Here is an 18,144-nt window from a genome sequence, read left to right as displayed (position 1 = left end):
GAAGTAGAAGTATTGTTGTATTCATACCTCGTTAAAAGGCGCTTTTCTCATGGGGAAACGCGCCTTTTTGTTTTTCGTGTTTCTTTGGCTATCACATAATTTGAGACCAATATGAAAATTTATATTGCTTACACCGGTGGCACCATTGGCATGGTACCTTCTGATAATGGCTTAGTACCTGACGCCGCTTTTGCTGATCACTTAAGTCAGCATCTCAATGAATCGGACGAATTCGTGCATGAATTTGTGATTCAACGTTATGAGAACTTGATTGATTCTTCTAACGCGACACCACAAGATTGGCAAAATATCGCCCATGATATTGAAAGCAAATGGCATGAGTTTGATGCCTTTATCGTCCTTCATGGCACGGATACCATGGCTTATAGCGCCTGTGCTTTGTCTTTGATGTTTGCCAATAGTGATAAGGCCATTATCCTGACCGGATCACAAGTACCTATGTATAAAGTGCGAACAGACGCCATGATCAATGTCATGGGGGCCATTTCAGCATGTGAAGAAGGGGTACAAGGCGTGTTTCTCTTTTTTGCTGGTCGATTGATCGAAGGGGATCGAGCACACAAAGCCCACACCACGGATTGGCAAGCCTTTAGTTCTCCTAATTACCCAGAACGTGGTGTATTAGGCATTGATTGGCGCTGGCGTTCTGAAGACATTCATCAAGCTCCCATGAGTATTCACATTCCAGCGATGCAAGACAGTGCGGTGACGATTCTCCCTGTCTTTCCGGGCGTACAAGCAATACATTGGCAAGGATTGCTGAATGATAAGGTGAAGGGGGCTGTTTTATTAAGTTATGGCGCGGGGAATGCCCCAGATAAAGATCCTGAATTACTTGCCTTGCTAAAAACCGCATCCGACCGAGGTGTGACCATTGTGAACGTTAGTCAATGTGGAGCGGGCAGTGTTGCGGCGGGTGCTTACGCAGCGGGGTCTGCGCTCGTCGAGGCGGGCGTGATCTCGGGCCTAGATATGACTTACGAAGCGGCTTTTGTCAAACTGCATTTTTTGATTGGTCAAGGGCTGTCGCGTCAGCAAATTATCGCGGCTTGGTAAAAAAATAAAATAGGCCATCTTGAGGGAGAGAGGCTAGCCAATGACTGGCTAAAGAACTTACAATGCGGTTATGTAAACTTTTGTTTCTGATGAACCCTCTCTTTAAAACGGATTTTATATGGCGCTCTTGTATGTTCTCTTGGTTCTCATTTGGTCAACTGGCTTTATTACCGGTAAGTTTTTAGTTGGTTTAATTGATCCTAATATCTACCTCACTATTCGTTTTTTGGGGGTGGGTGGGCTTTTTACTCTTATCGCCGTGTTTCAAAGGCGCCGCTTTCCTAGCTGGAATGAACTACCTAAGCACATTATCGCAGGGATGCTGATGAACGGCTTTTACTTAGCATTCGCCTATGTGGCCATCGCGAAAGGTTTACCTGCAGGTATCATGGCGCTGATCGGAGCGCTACAGCCAGTGTTAGTCACCCTGCTTGCCTTCTTACTGATCAAAGAAAAAACCTCGATAAAAGGCATCATAGGAATGCTGATTGGTATGGTGGGGCTGGTGTTGGTCTTGAGTCCAGTTTTTGAGTTGGATTTGAGCCATGGTGGGGTTTCTTTTCTCACCTTATTGTTTGCGTGTTTAGGTATTTTATCCTTATCCCTAGGGGTGACTTACCAGAAAATGTCGATTTCTTCTTCCGATTTATTCTCATCAATGGCAATACAAAATTTGGCCGCCGCCGTCGTGACGTTCTGTTTTGCATTGGTGCTAGGTGAACATGTCTTTAAAGTACAACTTGAAACCTTCGCACTTATTGCATGGGGTATTATTGTTTTATCCTGTGGTGGCGTGTTCTTAATGGTTTGGCTACTGCGCAAAGTGAAAGCCTCACAAGTCACCACCGTCATGCTATTGGTTCCACCCCTAGCGGCGGTCGAAAGCTACTTCTTATTTAATGAGCATATGACATGGGTACAAATCACTGGTTTTGTTGTGACCATTGCAGGTGTGTATTTAAGCCGAGCGAAGCCCACATCGTGACCTTTAATCAACACCAGATAAGAGATGAAAATACACTACCGTTTTTGTTATTTATTAGGTCTATTACTCGTACTCTGGGGTGTTGGTTGGTCTTGGTTTAGCTCTAAAGAAAACCTGAGCCCGAGTGAAACACAGCATCAGCTTGCGATGGAATATGGCGTTTCCTTTGTCGCAGGAAACAACGGGGTTTTATCGAAAGGGCTAACGAGTACTGAGCTATCTGTTTTGCGTTTTAAGCCAATAGGTCATCATGATCAGAATATTGTGATGCAAGGGTTACAAATGGCTCTTAAAAAATATTCTCCTGCTTTTATAAAAAACTATTTGCATGATATTCGTTTAACTTCCACTTTAGATGTGCAAGGGATAGCCGCCGCCGGATCCTTTTCGACTACTACTAGCTCGATTTTTTTTGCTGTTAATTCGTCATTAGATGCCTATGGGGCGATGTACTATGCCGATACTTTTCATCATGAACTGTCTTCTTTGTTTGTATATAAAGGCCCTTTTCCTGTTAAACAGTGGAATGAGTTGTTGCCGGCTGGTTTTCACTATCAAAGGAACTTCTACGGGCATTGCCCATGTTATGAACAGTCAAAGCACACAATGTCTGAATGGCATCAATTAGGCTTTATGTCTGATTACGGTGCGACACGTTTGGACAATGATGTGAATACTTATGCTGAAGTACTGTTTGAGCATCCTGATAATATGAAAACGTTAATGAGTCGCTATCCGGCGATAAGGAATAAAGCTAGGCTGCTAGCTCAAGCGTATGTGGACCAAGCCCCTCATATGCGTTCTTTTTTTGAAAAAGCCTATGGTGATTCTATTTTAAAGGGAAGATAAAGGAGGTCTTCACCTTGATAGACCTCTAATCGTTCTATCAAGCACGTTTTTTATCTAATAGTCTGACTTTCGCTTCGGTGCGGTCGAGTTGTGTGCCAAGGCGTTCCATATCATCGACGAAGCTGTTGAATTCGATTTTGCTAGGCAGTAGTTGACTATTGGTTTGCAGGTATTGAACCAGTTGTAGATGAAGCGTGGTGGCGGTTTCTTTGCCCCAAGACCATTGCTTGCGAAGCAGACGAGCTAGGGCGGCGGCAGGCAGATCACCAATATGGTCGGCAAGTAAGCCTTCCCAATCCAGTTCAAAGTTTTCCATGACTTTGTGTAGCGTCATTAAGGCTTGTGCGTTGCCTTGAATGCGCAAGTCACCATCAAACAGGCCATCGCCTTCGAGCAGCTTACGATAGGCTGAGCTTGGCCCTTGAACTAGGGTATCTAGGCGAGGATCCAAGTCGATTTCATCTAAGCTTTCTGGACAATGCAACATAACGCCTTGCTCAAGAATATGAACTTGCAGCGTCAGAGAAAAGTCTTCGATATGTAGGAAAATTTGCTGGCCAGCCAGTTTGCTTAGACGTGCTTGAGAAGGTTCATCTTGTTTTAGGGCAAGATTGACGGCGCGTTCAATGGCGCTAATGGCAGACAAACTAAGCGAGCTCATGACAATTCCTAGTGATGATAAAACAACGGGTTAAACTTGATGAATTTGAATCACGGAAGTTTCTCGCGTCTGACCTTCTTTTTCAAGGCGCTCTAGGTATATTTGCCAAAGTTCATCATAGTGTTGGCCGAGATTATAGAGGTAATCCCAAGAGTAGAGGCCTGAGTCGTGGCCATCATCAAAGGTGATTTTTAGGGCAAAGTTGCCGGCCCCTTCGATATTGTTAATGGCGACGTCTTTTTTGCCAACTTGTAAAATAGGGATGGTTAAACCATGTCCGCGCACTTCAGCGGACGGGGAGTGCACTCGCAAGTACTCCGCACTGAGGCGGAATACTTGCCCATCAGCAAACGCCAGCTCCAATTCACGAGACTTCTTATGGTAGTGAACTTTTGTCGGAGTGGGTGTGGTTGCCATGAGTGCTTTCTCTTGTTTTGTGTTGGATTAAAGGATGTATTGGCTAAGGTCTTCGTTTTCGATGATCTCGCCCAGCTGTTCATCGACGTAAGCGGCGGTAATATCCACTTCTTGACCATCAGGCATGTCACTGGCCGAGTAAGAGACTTCTTCTAACAGTCGCTCTAATACGGTATGTAGACGGCGAGCACCGATGTTTTCTGTCCGCTCATTCACTTGGAAGGCGATTTCCGCAATGCGATGGATCCCTTCTTTGGTGAAGTTGATGTTAATGTTTTCTGTAGCCGCTAATGCAATGTATTGCTGCGTCAGTGAGGCACTGGGTTCTACCAAAATGCGCTCGAAGTCATTCACCGTAAGAGCATCCAGTTCAACTCGAATCGGCAGGCGACCTTGTAATTCAGGAATCAAATCCGATGGTTTGGTTAAATGGAATGCCCCTGAGGCGATAAATAAAATGTGATCTGTTTTGATCATGCCGTATTTGGTACTGACCGTGCAGCCTTCTACAAGAGGCAGTAAGTCACGTTGTACCCCTTCTCGGGAGACTTCACCACCAGAGCGCTCGGAGCTTTTTGCCACTTTATCGATTTCGTCTAGGAAGACGATACCATTTTGTTCAACGGCTTCCACCGCACGGGCTTTTAATTCGTCTTCGTTAATCAATTTAGACGCTTCTTCGTCACGTACTTGGCGAAGGGCATCTTTTAGTTTCATTTTACGGCTCTTGGTTTTGTGGGAGCCTAAGCTTGAGAACATGTTTTGTAGCTGGCTGGTCATTTCTTCCATGCCAGGAGGTGTCATGATCTCGACGCCAATGGGTGTATCAGCCACGTCGATTTCTATTTCTTTATCGTCTAGTTTGCCTTCGCGCAATTTTTTACGGAAAGCTTGGCGTGTGCTGTTATCTTCCAATTCTGGGTCACCACCTCGTGCGGGGGGCAGTAGCACATCTAAAATACGATCTTCTGCGGCATCTTCGGCTTTATGACGCAGTTTAGCCGTTTCTTGCTCGCGTAGCATTTTGATCGACATTTCGACCAAATCACGAATGATGGATTCTACATCACGGCCCACATAACCCACTTCGGTGAATTTAGTCGCTTCGATTTTGATAAAAGGGGCGTTAGCCAGTTTCGCCAAACGACGGGCAATCTCGGTTTTACCAACCCCGGTGGGGCCAATCATTAAGATATTTTTTGGGGTGATTTCGGCACGCATGTCTTCAGAGAGTTGCATGCGACGCCAGCGGTTACGTAGGGCTATGGCCACCGCACGCTTGGCTTTTTGTTGACCAATAATATGATTGTCTAACGCGTTAACCGTCTCTCTTGGGGTCATGCTGCTCATCTTGGCTCTCTTAATTATCTTTGTCAGAAGTGTCTTCTGAGGAAATGTTTTTGGTTGAGTTGTCTTCAAGCTTAGGGTCGATAATGATTTCTTCAATGGTTAAGCTATGGTTAGTGAAGACACAAATATCGGCGGCGATGTTTAGACTTTTCTCAACAATCTCTTTTGCCGATAGGTCGGTATTGTCGATTAAGGCGCGGGCTGAGGCTTCAGCAAAGTTGCCACCTGAGCCAATGGCTAAGGCGCCGTGTTGTGGCTCAACAACATCACCGGTCCCTGTAATGATTAACGTGCTGTCTTTGTTGGCGACAATCAACATCGCTTCAAGGCGACGCAATGCCTTGTCGGAGCGCCAGTCTTTCGCCAGATCGACAGCGGCGCGTACTAAGTGACCTTGGTGCTTTTCCAGTTGCCCTTCGAAGCGTTCGAATAAAGTGAAGGCGTCCGCTGTACCGCCAGCAAATCCAGCAATGACTTCACCACGATATAAGCGGCGCACTTTACGTGCATTGCCTTTCATAACTGTGTTGCCTAGAGACACTTGTCCATCGCCGCCTACGACGACTTGATTACCTTTGCGTACCGTTAAAATCGTTGTCATGGGTCTACTCCAGTTTCGATTCTAAACAAAGTGGGGGCAGTTCGACGATTTTCAAGCAGGAGAGCGTCTGACAAACGTCTTCCTTGTTATGTGCGAACTTTTGAAATGTCTTTTGCTTTATTTTGGGGATGCTAGTGGGGTTGGTGGGTCTGCAAGGGAAAGTTCACTCCTAGTTGTAAGGAGGATTTCTTCTGGCGGCGCTCTTGAAAAGAGCGTTCGTCGCCAGAAGAAAGTCATGTAAAAAGATTATTGGTTTTCTTTTTTGATTTTGTAAGGGTAAGACTCGATGCGCATATCGACTAATTTATCTTCAATATGGTTCATGACAGAACGATCATTGAATGGCCCAATGACAACACGATACCACGGCTTACCATCTTTGGTGCTAAGGGTTTTGCGCACGCTGGTGTCGACAATGCCGGATAGAATCAGCTTGGCCCGTAAACGGTCCGCATCTTTAGGGTTTCTAAAGGAGGCCGCTTGAAGCATATAGAGGAAATCCTGCTCACCGCGAGGCTCGTACTGATAAGCCTTAACGTGCTCTGTTTTGACTTCGCTATCTTGTAAAATGCTATAAAAATCAAACGACTCTTTCTTTTTGTCTGCCGGCTTTGCTTCCGCTTTTTTCGGCTCGGCTTTCTTCGCTTCCGCTTTGGGTGCCGCTTTGCTTTCGACCTTTGGCTTGGCGGCTGGGATAGGTTGAGTAACGGGCTTTTGTTTTACATGACTTAACCTGGTTAAACCATAAATAAAGGCGATTAGAATCACCGGAACAATAATCCATAACCACCAAGGGGTTTTGCGTTTTGGTGGGGGGGGCGTCCGGCGTGTTGCACCCTTTTTCGGGCGACTTCCTTTGGCTGCAATATTGATTGGTGTAAACATAGTTTAGGCTTTGTTAGAAATAGGGCACATTATGCTGGCTTGAACCTTAAGTTTCCAGTCTAGGTAAAGTAAATGCCTCGTGGATTGACGATTTAGCGTTTTCTAATAGGTTTCCAGTGGGTCCACATCGACCGCGTAGCGAACCTTATGCTGTTGGCGAGTGGCATGCTCAAGCCATGCGGTCATCATGGCGGTCACTTGATGGAGCGGGGCGCGTTGGGCCGATTTGAGCGATAGCAGGGCGCGATGCTGGCCTGCTTTACGAACAATAATGGCGGTATAAGGGCCAACCATAGCAATATCTGGAGGGAAATGGGGCTCAAGTTCTAAGCGCATATTGGTCAGGAGTTGCATGGCTTCTTGTTCATTGCCGGATTCGGCTCGAATCAAGACCTGATGATAGAAAGGTGGCAGAGAGAGCGCTTTACGTTCTGATAGGCCATTCAACGCAAACTGCTCATAACCCAATGTACACAGGCACTCGATGGCGGTGTGGTCAGGATGATAGGTTTGCAGTAACACATGACCTGGCTTTTTCGCACGTCCTGCCCTTCCTGCTACTTGGGTAATGAGCTGAGCCGTTCGTTCCATGCCGCGAAAATCCGCTGAAAATAATCCTGCGTCGGCGTCCATAACGATGACTAGGGTCACATTGGGAAAATGATGACCTTTGGCGAGCATTTGGGTGCCGATTAAGATGGCTTGGTCGTGCTCATGGATTTTTTGTGTTAGTTGCGTCATCGCCGATTTGCGTTGGGTGCTGTCTCGGTCTATGCGCAAAATCGGTACGTCCTTGAATAAGGGGCTTAATTGCGTCTCGATTTGCTCTGTCCCTTCGCCCACCGTGAAAAGCTCAGTTGATTGGCATTCTGGACAAGTATGAAGCAGCGCCTTTTGTGCATCACAATGATGGCAATGGAGTTTATTGGCGCGTTTGTGCACGGTAAGGTTGACATCACAGTGATCACAACTGGCGATCCAGCCACAATCGTGACACATGAGCGTTGGGGCATAGCCACGGCGATTTAAAAAAATCAGCACTTGTTCACGTTGATCTAAACAGCGCTTCATGGCTTGCAGAGCCTGCTCGCTAAAACCGTGAACCAGCGTTTGGCCGCGTAAATCCACACGCTCCATTTCTGGAATATGGGCGTTGCCAGCCCGCTGACGTAGTTTTAGCCAAGTAAAACGCTTTTGTATGGCATTGGCGAGGCTTTCAAAGGAAGGTGTTGCCGACGCCAACAGTACCGGAATACTTAGATTCTGGGCGCGTTTGATGGCCAAGTCCCGTGCGTGATAACGAAAACCTTCATGTTGTTTGTAAGAGGCATCGTGCTCTTCGTCTATGATAATCATGCCAAGATTGGCGGCGGGAACAAAGGCGGCTGAGCGGGTGCCGATAATAACCTTGGCGTGACCACTCGAAGATAACAGCCAGGCATCTAGACGCTCTCGATCCGTCATGTTGGAATGCATCAGCACAATATTGGTATTGAGGCGATTTTCAAAGCGCTTAAAGGTTTGTGGTGTCAAACCGATTTCAGGCACCATAACGAGGACTTGTTTATCCTCGGCGATCAGTTTCTCCATAACGCGTAAGAACACTTCAGTTTTGCCGCTGCCAGTGATGCCATCTAGCAATGCCACACCAAAGCGATTTTTCATATCAAGTATTTCTTCCATGGCCATGGTTTGCTCACGATTCAGCACAGGAGGAACTTGTGTTTGGTGAGAGTGCTTTTCGCCTGCTGTATTGAAAGAACGTTGTTCGCGTCGTACCAAGCCTTTCTGTTCAAGAGACTTGCCAGCATTTGGCATGAGACCAAGTAAGGTGATGGCGTTTTGACTCATGCCATTTGGGTGTTGTTGTACGGCTTTTAAGAAGTCTTGCTGGCGGGGGGCTCGGCTGAGTAATTCAATGTCGATTGTGCGACCTGTCTCTGTCACAAACCACCAGTTTTCCGTTCGAAATTCAGCGTTTTCGCCCTTTCGCAAAGAAACGGGCAGAGCATGAAAAATAACATCACCGATGGGGTGGTGGTAATAACGTGCTGCCCACTCGCATAAGGCCATGAGTTCACTTGGTATAACCGGGGCTTCATCTTGTAGAGAAGTGAGGGATTTTAGCTGGTTTTCGTCCCATTCGCTGCTATGACTAAAGGAAACGATGACGCCGAGACGACTGCCTTTGCCAAAAGGGAGTTTCACTCGCATACCGGCCTGTAAGGCGTGACGTAATGCCATGGCCTTAGGGATTTTATAGTCAAATAGCGTACGCATGGGCACGGGTAGCGCCACTTGCACGTATGGGTAAGGAGTAAGAAGTGCCTCTTGCATGCTTGGATTCGTAACCTTATATTGAAAAATACATCTAATGGATCCTAGTCTCTCTAGTGTACGTTACTCTGGCTAGTGGGGGCGAGAGAGAATTTTATTGGTAAAGCGTTATAAAAAGGTTGCTGATTAGTCAATTGATCCCTAAAATACGCAGCTCTTGGAACCACTGTACAATGTCTGTACAACGAATCGTGCGGTGCTTGGCTAGGCGAAAGCCCATTTGTAGGCGGCGAAAGCTAATTATTAGACTAAGTGGCGGCACACCAAACTTGAGGTAAACGCAATGAAAAAAGATATCCACCCAAATTATGCAACCATTACTGCAACTTGTACTTGTGGTAACACATTGACTCTTAATTCGACTGCTGGCAAAGACATGCACATCGACGTATGTAGCCAATGCCACCCTTTCTACACTGGCCAACAGAAAATGTTGGACACTGGTGGTCGTGTTGATCGCTTTAAGAAGCGTTTCGGAGCGCGTCGTTCAACTAAGTAATTGGTTGAATAAACGTGTTTTTCCAGAAAAAGCGTCAAGTTATCTTGGCGCTTTTTTTGTTTGTATTTTGCACTACTGGGTTTGCCAAAACACTCGCAGATAATGCCTTATGTCACGCTAAAGGCCTGCTTGAGCGTGCCAAAGTGAAACGCATAGTCGATGGAGATACCCTGTATCTGAGCGATGGTAGACGAGTGCGTTTTATTGGCATTAATACCCCAGAGTTAGACCATAAAAAAGGCCACCATGAGCCCTATGCCGTGGCGGCGACCCAGACATTACGCGCCTTGGTGGGCAATTATGTCTACTTGCAGGCAGGGAAAGACCCCCGTGATCATTACGGACGATATCTTTTCTACGTCTTCGATAAAGATCGTATTTCATTATCAAGTCAGTTACTATCGAAAGGGCTTGGATATCGTATTGCGATACCACCTAATGTGGCTTATCAATCTTGTTTTATTCAAGCAGAGCAAACCGCTCGAAAGGCGGGGCTCGGTGTTTGGACGCAATCACTGGCGTGGCGACCGCATAGCGGTTTTGTTGTATCACAGGTAGTGATCTCGTCCATCACAAAGAACCGAGGTGGCTGGTGGTTGGCGACAGATCATGATCTGGTTATTCATTTACCCCTCAGTTCTGAGGACTATTGGCCTGCTCAGAAAGTCTACTTTTTAAAAGGGCATAACGTCGAAGTCCGTGGTTGGCAACATCATAGAAAAAGTCGCTCATCACGCTATAAATCTTGGGTTTTGTCGGTCAAATACCCAAATGATTTACAGGATTTGGGTATGCCTGAATGAGAGATGTGATAGGCTGTTCTGTGATTATAATAATAAGGTGTCACCTTTTGACGTATCGTCGTCAAAATTAAGGCCCAATTTGTATTCTTTAATAAAACACCAAATAATAGACGGAAACATCAAAATGGCAGAAGATCTAAAAAAAGCTGCGCTGGAGTACCATGAACATCCAGTACCTGGAAAGCTAAGCGTCACTATTACCAAACCCACTGCAACCGCTCGCGATTTATCCTTGGCTTACAGCCCAGGTGTGGCTGAGCCGTGTCGTGAAATCGCCAAAGATCCAGAAGCCGCGTATCGCTATACAGGTAAGGGCAATCTTGTGGCTGTCATTTCGGATGGCACGGCGGTTCTTGGCCTTGGCAATATCGGTCCATTAGCAAGTAAACCTGTTATGGAAGGTAAGGGCGTTTTATTCAAGCGCTTTGCTGGCGTAAACTCTGTTGATGTGGAAGTTGAATCAGAAAGTCCACAAGCCTTCATCGACACGGTAGCGCGTATTGCGAATACCTACGGTGGTATCAATTTAGAAGATATCAAAGCCCCTGAGTGTTTCGAAATCGAACGTCAGTTGATTGAGCGTTGTTCTATTCCCGTTTTTCACGATGACCAACATGGTACGGCAATTGTTACCGCCGCTGGTTTATTGAATGCCCTTGAGCTGCAAGGCAAAGACATCGAAACGGCAAAAATTGTCTGTCTTGGTGCTGGTGCGGCTGCCACGGCTTGTATGAAGCTGATCATTGCGTGTGGCGCGCAAATTGAGAACATCTTTGTGCTTGACCGTAAGGGTGTGATCCATTCTGGTCGCGATGACTTGAACCAGTTTAAAGCGATGTTTGCGAATGAGACAGACAAGCGTACATTGGACGATGCAATCGATGGCGCCGATGTGTTCATTGGTGTCTCGGGGCCAGATCTTTTAACTGGCGAGCAATTGGCTAAGATGGCGCCAAATCCAATTGTCTTTGCTTGTTCTAACCCTGATCCTGAAATTAATCCAGACCTTGCCCGTGCGACTCGTGATGACTTGATCATGGCGACGGGTCGTTCTGATTACCCAAATCAGGTAAACAATGTATTGGGCTTCCCCTTTATCTTCCGTGGTGCGTTAGATGTTCGTGCTACCAAGATTAATGAAGAGATGAAAATCGCCGCTGTTCACGCACTTAAAAATCTGGCCAAAGAAGAAGCGCCAGCGGATGTTGTGGCCGCTTATGGTGGTGCAGCATTGAGTTTTGGTAAAGAATATATTTTGCCAAAACCAATGGATACACGTTTGCTAACGGTTGTGTCTGATGCGGTTGCGAAAGCGGCAATTGAATCGGGAGTGGCTACTTTACCTTACCCTGATTTTTACCCGCTGCAGAATCTAGACCAGTTTGGCGTGTAAACTGAATGGGTCGTCTTGTGTGTCATAACAAGGCGATTGGCACAATAAAAAGGCGATGTTGATAAGCATCGTCTTTTTTGTTTCTGATACTTAGGAACATAATAAAAAAGATACTCAATAGAACATCAACAAAATGAGGATGGATATGAAAGTTGCGATTTATTGTGGTTCTGCGAAAGGAAACAATCCTAATTTCGTTGCAGGTGTGAAGGCACTGGCCACCTATTTTGCTGAGAAAGACATTGAAGTGGTGTACGGTGGCGGAAAAGTTGGATTAATGGGTGAGATGGCTGATGCTATGATCGCCGCAGGCGGTAACGTCATTGGTGTGATTACTAAACATCTTGAAGACAAAGAGATTGCTCACCCCAATTTGACCGATTTATACGTGGTCGAAGACATGCATGAGCGTAAGGCCAAAATGGCGGAATTGGCCGATGCCTTTGTGGCGTTACCGGGTGGCATTGGTACCTTAGAAGAGATTTTTGAAGTCTGGACCTGGGCGCAGATTGGTCTTCATGAAAAGCCTTGTGCCTTTTACAATATTGAAGGCTTTTATGATCCCTTATTTACGATGGTTGATCGTATGTTTGAAGCCGGTTTTGTCAAAGCCCCTTATGTAGACATGCTAATACGCGCCCAAACCCCCGAAGATTTATTAACGGCGTTTGAAGCATATCAAGCCCCCGCGCAAAAGTGGGCTTGAGTCTGTCTAGGCTCAGTGTGCTTAAGCACCACGTATCACCAACACTACAGACAAAAAACCAAGCCATGAGCTTGGTTTTTGCTGTAGAACAGATGTCTTAACCCCAGCCTAATAAACAGGTTGCCTAGAAGAGATTTTCCAGTGCGTTATCGGTTTGTTTTTCTTGCTGGGCATCATTATCTTGGCCGTTGTCCGACCCCAAACTGCTTTGAGTGCGTCGCGGCGGCACGTGATCTTTACGGAAGATCTCGAAGATGGCATTTTTCTGGCCTGGTAAGGCCCGTTGTCCGGTTTTTGGATCAATTCGAACGGTAACCAATGAGGAAGGCTTATAGATATAAGCAGGTGGAGTGCCTTCCAAGGCGGGACGCATATAATCGATCCAAGTCGGTAAGGAAACCGATCCCCCCCATTCTTGATAGCCATTGGTGTCTGTCCCCAAACTGGTTGAGTTATCAAAGCCACTCCAGACTGTTGCAACGATTTTACCATTAAAGCCTGAGAACCAAGCATCTTTACCATCGTTGGTGGTACCGGTTTTACCTGCAAGATCGGGGCGATCCAATACACGAGCACGACGTCCCGTACCGAGTTTAATAACGTCTCGCATAATGCTGTACATGATGTAATCGACACTTGGGTCCAGAACCTGTGGTGCGACAGGAAGGTTGCGAACGCCTTCTGGTGTGTTAAATAAGCCCATTTGTTGATCACCATCGGAGGACTTGTCTAGCAGCGTACAGCTATCGCATACGGTGACAGGGTTGGCTTGAAAAATGACTTTGTTGTTACGATCAGTGATGTGGTCAATCAAATAAGGTTTGACCTGATAGCCACCATTAGAGAATACGGCATACCCCGTCGCAATTTGCAATGGCGATAGGTTAGCGGTCCCCAGTGCTAGCGAAAGGTTGTGGGGTAACTCGTCTGGATTGAACCCAAAACGGCGTAAGAATTTCAATGTGGGTGGAATACCTAGATCATCCAATAGACGCACCGATACGATGTTCTGGGAACGATATAAGGCGGGTCTTAGACGTGTTGGGCCATAGAACTTACCGCCGTCATTGGTTGGCCGCCAGGCTTTGGCTAGCCCTGTATCACTAAATACCACAGGGGCATCGTTGATCGTCGTCGCGGCGGTATAACCGTGGCTCAGGGCGCTGGAGTAGATGAAAGGCTTGAAGTTAGAACCTGGTTGACGCTTGGATTGCGTGACACGGTTATATTTACTTTCGTAGTAGTTAAACCCGCCAACCAAGGCTTGTATTGCGCCATCTTTGCTGCGTAAAGAGACTAGGGCACTTTGTAGTTTGGGGATTTGCGCTAACAGCCAGCCTTGGTTTTGGTCGGGCCTGACGCGGATAATATCACCCGCTTGCATAATATCCGTCGTTTTAGTGGGGGCTGGACCTTGCGAGTTTTCGTCGATATAAGGTTTTGCCCAGCTCATGCCATCCCATGGTAGGGTGTAGGTGGTGCCATCAGACAATAACAGGTTGGCTGTTTGATCCGTTGTGGAAAGCACCAGAGCAGTTCGCCATTTCTGTAAGCCAGAATAGCTGTTAAGCGCTTTTATCTGCTCGGCTTGAGTGTCTTGCAATAAGTCCGGCTTTTTATCGAGTACACCGCGATAGCCATGGCGAGTATCGTAGGCCAGAACACCGTTGTAGACCGCTTCATTTGCATCCTTCTGTTTTTTGGAATCAATGGTGGTGTAGACAGTGAGGCCTGCCGTATAGAGGTCGTCTTTATAGGTATCGTGCAGTTCTGAGCGTACCATTTCAGCCACATAGCCGGCATCCACTTGCGGTGTGATGCCGTGGTCTTTCGCGGTAATCGGTGCTTCTACCGCCGTTTGATACTGATCTTTGGTGATGTATCCCAAAGACAACATGCGCTGCAAAATCCAGTTGCGACGGATAAGGGCACGAGAAGGGTTCGCTACCGGGTTAAAACTGGATGGTGCCTTGGGTAGCCCCGCCAACATGGCATATTGGGCAATGTCTAAGTCTTTTAAGGGTTTGTTGTAGTAAACCTGAGAGGCGGCTTGGAAGCCATATGCGCGATTACCCAGATAAATTTTATTGACGTAAAGGGTCAGGATATCGTGTTTGGTCAGCTCGCGCTCCATTTTTAAGGAAATAAAGATTTCGGTAAATTTGCGCGTAAAAGTTTGTTTGAAAGATAAGAAATAGTTACGGGCGACCTGCATGGTGATGGTACTGCCACCACCTTGAATTTGTCCTGTGGTAATCAACTGCATAGCGGCGCGTCCCAAGCCCATGATGTCTACCCCAGGGTGATGATAGAAATTACTGTCTTCCGCCGACAAAATGGCGTGCTCTAATCCTGGCGGTAGCTGTGCATAGGTGATGGGGGTTCGACGTTGTTCGCCAAACTCGCCAATTAATTTGTGATCCGCCGTGTAGATCCTTAATGGGATTTGTAATTGAATGTCTTTGAGTTCTGCCACAGTGGGGATGCGATCTTTGACATGTTCATAGACTACAAAGGTTGCAATGGCGCCACTGACGATGCCAAAGATCGTTAAATATAGGAAGATTTTGAGTGCTTTCAACATACAGATCCGATACAGATGGATTAAAAAAGCGCCATTATAGCGAACTTCATCACAATGTAGGTGCTTAACTTTGCAGCAAATCGTGTTATCTTGCTAGTATTTGGTAGGATACCTAGTAAATAACGAGCTGCATACGTCAAGGATGAATAATGAAGCCGATTAGCCCCGATTGTGTGGTTTTTTATAGCGCCACATCATGTCGTTTTTATGATATTGAGCATATTCCTGTTCATGATTTTTCTCAATTAGACTTCTCTGGTCCTCTACCAAGAGAGAGCAACTTGGCCGAACTGCAAGCGCAGGTTGACCCGGAGAGCTACAAAAACAAAGCATTTAGCTTTATTGTCTTGCCTGATGAATGGTTGTCGAGAACAGAGCAGGACATAGAGTATAAAGTGCCAAGGGAGTTGGCTTCGTTGGCGGCACTGGCCTGCGCGGCAGAACAACATTTCACACCACCCGAAACACTGTGGTTTCATTATCAGGTCTCCCGTCGCCGACGGGGCTCTCACCTCGCTGTATTATCTTGCCATCAAAATTTAGTAGAGCAAGTATGTCGCCCGTTTAAAGCAGTTGGTATTCGCTGTTGTGTGGTGCCTTTATCCCACTGGAATGCTTATCAGTCGTTGCCATTTGGCCGGTTTCGTTTACAACAACAGGCGTTATTGCCGTTTGAGCCGGACCGAGATATTGGTCATCGACATCGAACCGTATGGTTGGCGTTTTTTGTGGTTTGTGTGATCTTAAACGTGGGATTACTGCTGTATGATTATTATTTAAATAAGGAATTTGAGCATTTTGCGGGCGAGCATCACCAAGTGATTCATGACATCTCGCTGTATGATTCTCCCTCGCCTTTGCTGACGAAAGTATTAGCAGCGGTTCGTGCCTTACCTAAGCAGGTGCGTTTATCCGCGCTGAAGAGTTACGACAATAAAGTCTTTGTCGCATTGAGTTTATCTATGGAAGAGATGACATCATTATTGACGCGTTGGCAAACGGAGTTTCCTGATTGGCAGTTCAATGTACAAGAGGAAGGGCACTCTTTGGTCGAAGTCAGAGGTATGAGTAAAAGAGGTAACAAGGAGGTTATCAATGTGGGTATCTCGATTTCATCGGGCTAACACTCTGTCCTTACCTACCCCCAGTTGGTCACTATTGAGCCTTCTGGTGTTATTACAATTTGCCGTATGGTATTCACCGATTAAATCAAGGCTGGATCAGGTGAATCGCGCAGAACAGCGGGTTCTCCAAGATGCCCATGCTAAAAAACAATGGCAGTGGCAGATTCAAAAATTACGTCATCATACATGGATTAATAAGACCCTTTTTCAGACTCGCTTGCAGGTTATGCTGGCAACTCATCAGGCTCATTGGCAATTAACCGGAACAGCATCCTTGGTGGATTGGCAGACGTTGCAAGAAACGGCGCAGAAACAGGTATCCCTACGTCTGCAGTCGGTTCGTTGGTGGTTGCAAAATGATGGACGATGGAAAGGCCGCCTACAATTTGACGTTGTCCCTGCACGAGCTAATGCCACCTACCAAAATTGGCTGCCAGTGCGTGTCGGGGAGCGTCCAGTCAAGACAACGAATTGGCAGTTGGTATCCATTATGCGGCAACAGGGTAAGGCCTCGGCGCTGCTGAAAGACGCTTATCATCATTCTCTTTGGGTGACAGAAGGCAGCTGGTTGCCTGAGTTGGGAGCCTCTGTGGCGTCTATCACGTCAAAGCAGGTACGCCTTATGTCGCGAACCGGGGACTTAACCGCCTTGCGTCTCCATCCAAAAGGAGGCGCTCATGAATAAGTGTGTCTTCCTATTGTTGATGGGGACGTATTGTTTTTCGCCTTTGCAGGCGATGGATGTGTTTTTTGAGTCGCGTCCTATTCAGGAAGTATTGCCGTGGCTGGCGGCTAAAATGAATAAAAGTTTGGTGATCAGCCCCAAAATTGATGATGTACTCACCCTCTCAATCAAAAATGCCACGTGGAAAGACGTGATTAATGCCGTGTCTAAAGAACCTGATATCTCGCTACAATGGCAAAATGGCGTGGCTGTACTGATGCCTGCCGCAACGTCCCAAGCGACCACAGCAAGTACTCATTCTTGTCAGCGATCTTTCTGGATGTTGCGCAATGCTAAAGCCAAAGAAGTGGGTAAGCAGCTTAAAACCCTGTACCCCAAAATGTCTATTGTGGTGGATGACAGAACTAACTCTATCATTACTTATTCGTGTAACGAGGTGAGTGGGCTGACGAAAACACTTGCTTGGCTGGATGTGCCGCTAAGACAAATCGAGATCAGTGCTCGCATTGCACAAGTGAGTACCTCGGCTCAATCGCAGTTTGGAGTTAACTGGCAAGCAAACTTATCTGACAGTGTGCGGACCTCTGTGGGTGGGGCGGTGGATTTAAGTGCATTAGCCCCGACAAGTCAGTTGTCTTTTTCCAATCAAAATGGGCTAGGCTTATTATCTTTTACACTGGATATGCTGGAGAGTGAAGGGTTGGCAAAAGTATTGTCTAAACCCAAAGTGGTGGCGTCGGAGGGGGAAAAGGCGCGTATTGAATCAGGCACCGAAGTGCCTTATCAAACGGTAGATGACGATAACGTGAAGGTTGAATTTCGTCAGGCGGCGTTGGTGCTAGAGGTGACACCTTATGTGAAAGAAAAAAATCGTATCTCTTTGCAGCTCACCATTCATCAAGATTCTGTCGGCGATCTGGTGAATGGCGTACCGAGTATCAAAACCAATATTGTAAAAACACAAGTGGTTGTGAAAGATCAGGAAACCTTGGTTTTAGGCGGAATTTTCCGTAAAGAAAAGTTCACAACCAACAGTCAAGTTCCTTTGCTAGGAGACATTCCTTATCTGGGAGCGCTTTTTAAAAAACACTCAGAACAAGAAGAAAAGGTTGAATTGCTTGTATTTATTACACCAAAGCTGCTACAAATGTCAGTTAACTAGGCGATAGCCTGAATCAGCTAATTCCG

General features: G+C 46.5%; 17 protein-coding genes. 10 read left to right on the top strand and 7 right to left on the bottom strand.

Features of this window, described 5'->3' with window-relative positions; all coding sequences use genetic code 11:
- The first annotated feature begins 111 nt into the window (after positions 1-111).
- The 3 genes from AC0VYI_RS23260 (at position 112) to AC0VYI_RS23250 (ending at position 2,911) form a co-directional block, all read left to right on the top strand.
- Positions 112-1,077 carry an asparaginase gene (locus AC0VYI_RS23260; protein WP_475445924.1) on the top strand — a complete coding sequence of 322 codons (966 nt, stop codon included), beginning with the start codon at positions 112-114 and terminating at the stop codon, positions 1,075-1,077.
- A 118-nt stretch (positions 1,078-1,195) separates the two neighbouring features.
- Positions 1,196-2,062 (top strand): DMT family transporter, encoded by an 867-nt coding sequence (locus tag AC0VYI_RS23255; RefSeq protein ID WP_475445922.1) that lies wholly within the window; start codon positions 1,196-1,198, stop codon positions 2,060-2,062.
- Positions 2,063-2,086: 24 nt separating this feature from the next.
- Positions 2,087-2,911: a hypothetical protein gene (locus AC0VYI_RS23250; RefSeq protein WP_475445920.1), complete on the top strand. Its 825-nt coding sequence runs from the start codon at positions 2,087-2,089 to the stop codon at positions 2,909-2,911.
- A gap of 37 nt (positions 2,912-2,948) precedes the next feature.
- On the opposite strand, the gene AC0VYI_RS23245 is transcribed toward AC0VYI_RS23250, so the two are convergent.
- The 6 genes from AC0VYI_RS23245 to AC0VYI_RS23220 all read right to left on the bottom strand — a co-directional run bounded on the left by AC0VYI_RS23245 (position 2,949) and on the right by AC0VYI_RS23220 (position 9,162).
- Positions 2,949-3,572: a ubiquinone biosynthesis accessory factor UbiJ gene (locus AC0VYI_RS23245; RefSeq protein WP_475445918.1), complete on the bottom strand. Its 624-nt coding sequence runs from the start codon at positions 3,570-3,572 to the stop codon at positions 2,949-2,951.
- A gap of 30 nt (positions 3,573-3,602) precedes the next feature.
- Complete coding sequence (locus tag AC0VYI_RS23240) at positions 3,603-3,989, bottom strand: gamma-butyrobetaine hydroxylase family protein (protein ID WP_475445916.1); 387 nt, start codon at positions 3,987-3,989, stop codon at positions 3,603-3,605.
- Between the two features lie 27 nt (positions 3,990-4,016).
- Positions 4,017-5,339: an ATP-dependent protease ATPase subunit HslU gene (hslU, locus tag AC0VYI_RS23235; protein ID WP_475445914.1), complete on the bottom strand. Its 1,323-nt coding sequence runs from the start codon at positions 5,337-5,339 to the stop codon at positions 4,017-4,019.
- Positions 5,340-5,349: 10 nt separating this feature from the next.
- Entirely contained in the window at positions 5,350-5,940 is a 591-nt protein-coding gene (gene hslV, locus AC0VYI_RS23230; protein ID WP_199476239.1) for an ATP-dependent protease subunit HslV, read from the bottom strand.
- Positions 5,941-6,186: 246 nt separating this feature from the next.
- Positions 6,187-6,825, bottom strand: coding sequence for an SPOR domain-containing protein (locus AC0VYI_RS23225; protein WP_199476240.1), 639 nt, complete (start codon positions 6,823-6,825; stop codon positions 6,187-6,189).
- A gap of 102 nt (positions 6,826-6,927) precedes the next feature.
- Positions 6,928-9,162 carry a primosomal protein N' gene (locus AC0VYI_RS23220; RefSeq protein ID WP_475445912.1) on the bottom strand — a complete coding sequence of 745 codons (2,235 nt, stop codon included), beginning with the start codon at positions 9,160-9,162 and terminating at the stop codon, positions 6,928-6,930.
- A gap of 283 nt (positions 9,163-9,445) precedes the next feature.
- On the opposite strand from AC0VYI_RS23220, the gene rpmE reads away from it, so the two are divergent.
- From rpmE to AC0VYI_RS23200, 4 genes are all read left to right on the top strand, one after another.
- Positions 9,446-9,661: a 50S ribosomal protein L31 gene (gene rpmE / locus AC0VYI_RS23215; protein ID WP_083201018.1), complete on the top strand. Its 216-nt coding sequence runs from the start codon at positions 9,446-9,448 to the stop codon at positions 9,659-9,661.
- A 56-nt stretch (positions 9,662-9,717) separates the two neighbouring features.
- Positions 9,718-10,464 (top strand): thermonuclease family protein, encoded by a 747-nt coding sequence (locus tag AC0VYI_RS23210; protein WP_475445910.1) that lies wholly within the window; start codon positions 9,718-9,720, stop codon positions 10,462-10,464.
- A gap of 124 nt (positions 10,465-10,588) precedes the next feature.
- Positions 10,589-11,857, top strand: a complete 1,269-nt coding sequence (locus AC0VYI_RS23205; RefSeq protein WP_199476242.1) for a malic enzyme-like NAD(P)-binding protein — start codon at positions 10,589-10,591, stop codon at positions 11,855-11,857.
- A gap of 145 nt (positions 11,858-12,002) precedes the next feature.
- Entirely contained in the window at positions 12,003-12,563 is a 561-nt protein-coding gene (locus tag AC0VYI_RS23200) for an LOG family protein (protein ID WP_475445907.1), read from the top strand.
- Positions 12,564-12,687: 124 nt separating this feature from the next.
- Here AC0VYI_RS23200 and AC0VYI_RS23195 read toward each other — a convergent pair whose 3' ends face one another.
- A complete protein-coding gene (locus AC0VYI_RS23195) occupies positions 12,688-15,147 on the bottom strand; it encodes a penicillin-binding protein 1A (RefSeq protein WP_475445905.1) in 2,460 nt (819 codons plus the stop codon).
- Between the two features lie 149 nt (positions 15,148-15,296).
- On the opposite strand from AC0VYI_RS23195, the gene AC0VYI_RS23190 reads away from it, so the two are divergent.
- Genes AC0VYI_RS23190 through AC0VYI_RS23180 form a run of 3 tightly spaced genes read left to right on the top strand, consistent with a single transcriptional unit; the run spans position 15,297 to position 18,118 of the window.
- On the top strand, positions 15,297-16,271 hold the full coding sequence (locus AC0VYI_RS23190; RefSeq protein ID WP_475445903.1) for a hypothetical protein: 975 nt from the start codon (positions 15,297-15,299) through the stop codon (positions 16,269-16,271).
- A complete protein-coding gene (locus AC0VYI_RS23185; protein ID WP_475445901.1) occupies positions 16,243-16,956 on the top strand; it encodes a hypothetical protein in 714 nt (237 codons plus the stop codon). The genes AC0VYI_RS23190 and AC0VYI_RS23185 overlap by 29 nt, the downstream gene beginning before the upstream one ends.
- Positions 16,949-18,118, top strand: coding sequence for a type IV pilus secretin PilQ (locus AC0VYI_RS23180; RefSeq protein WP_475445899.1), 1,170 nt, complete (start codon positions 16,949-16,951; stop codon positions 18,116-18,118). Before AC0VYI_RS23185 ends, AC0VYI_RS23180 begins: the two co-directional genes overlap by 8 nt.
- Positions 18,119-18,144 lie beyond the last annotated feature (26 nt).

This window comes from Marinomonas sp. 63XJN7_9_ISO-PGPR-S23-217 (assembly GCF_056173515.1).
This window is presented reverse-complemented; position numbering and strand designations above follow the sequence as displayed.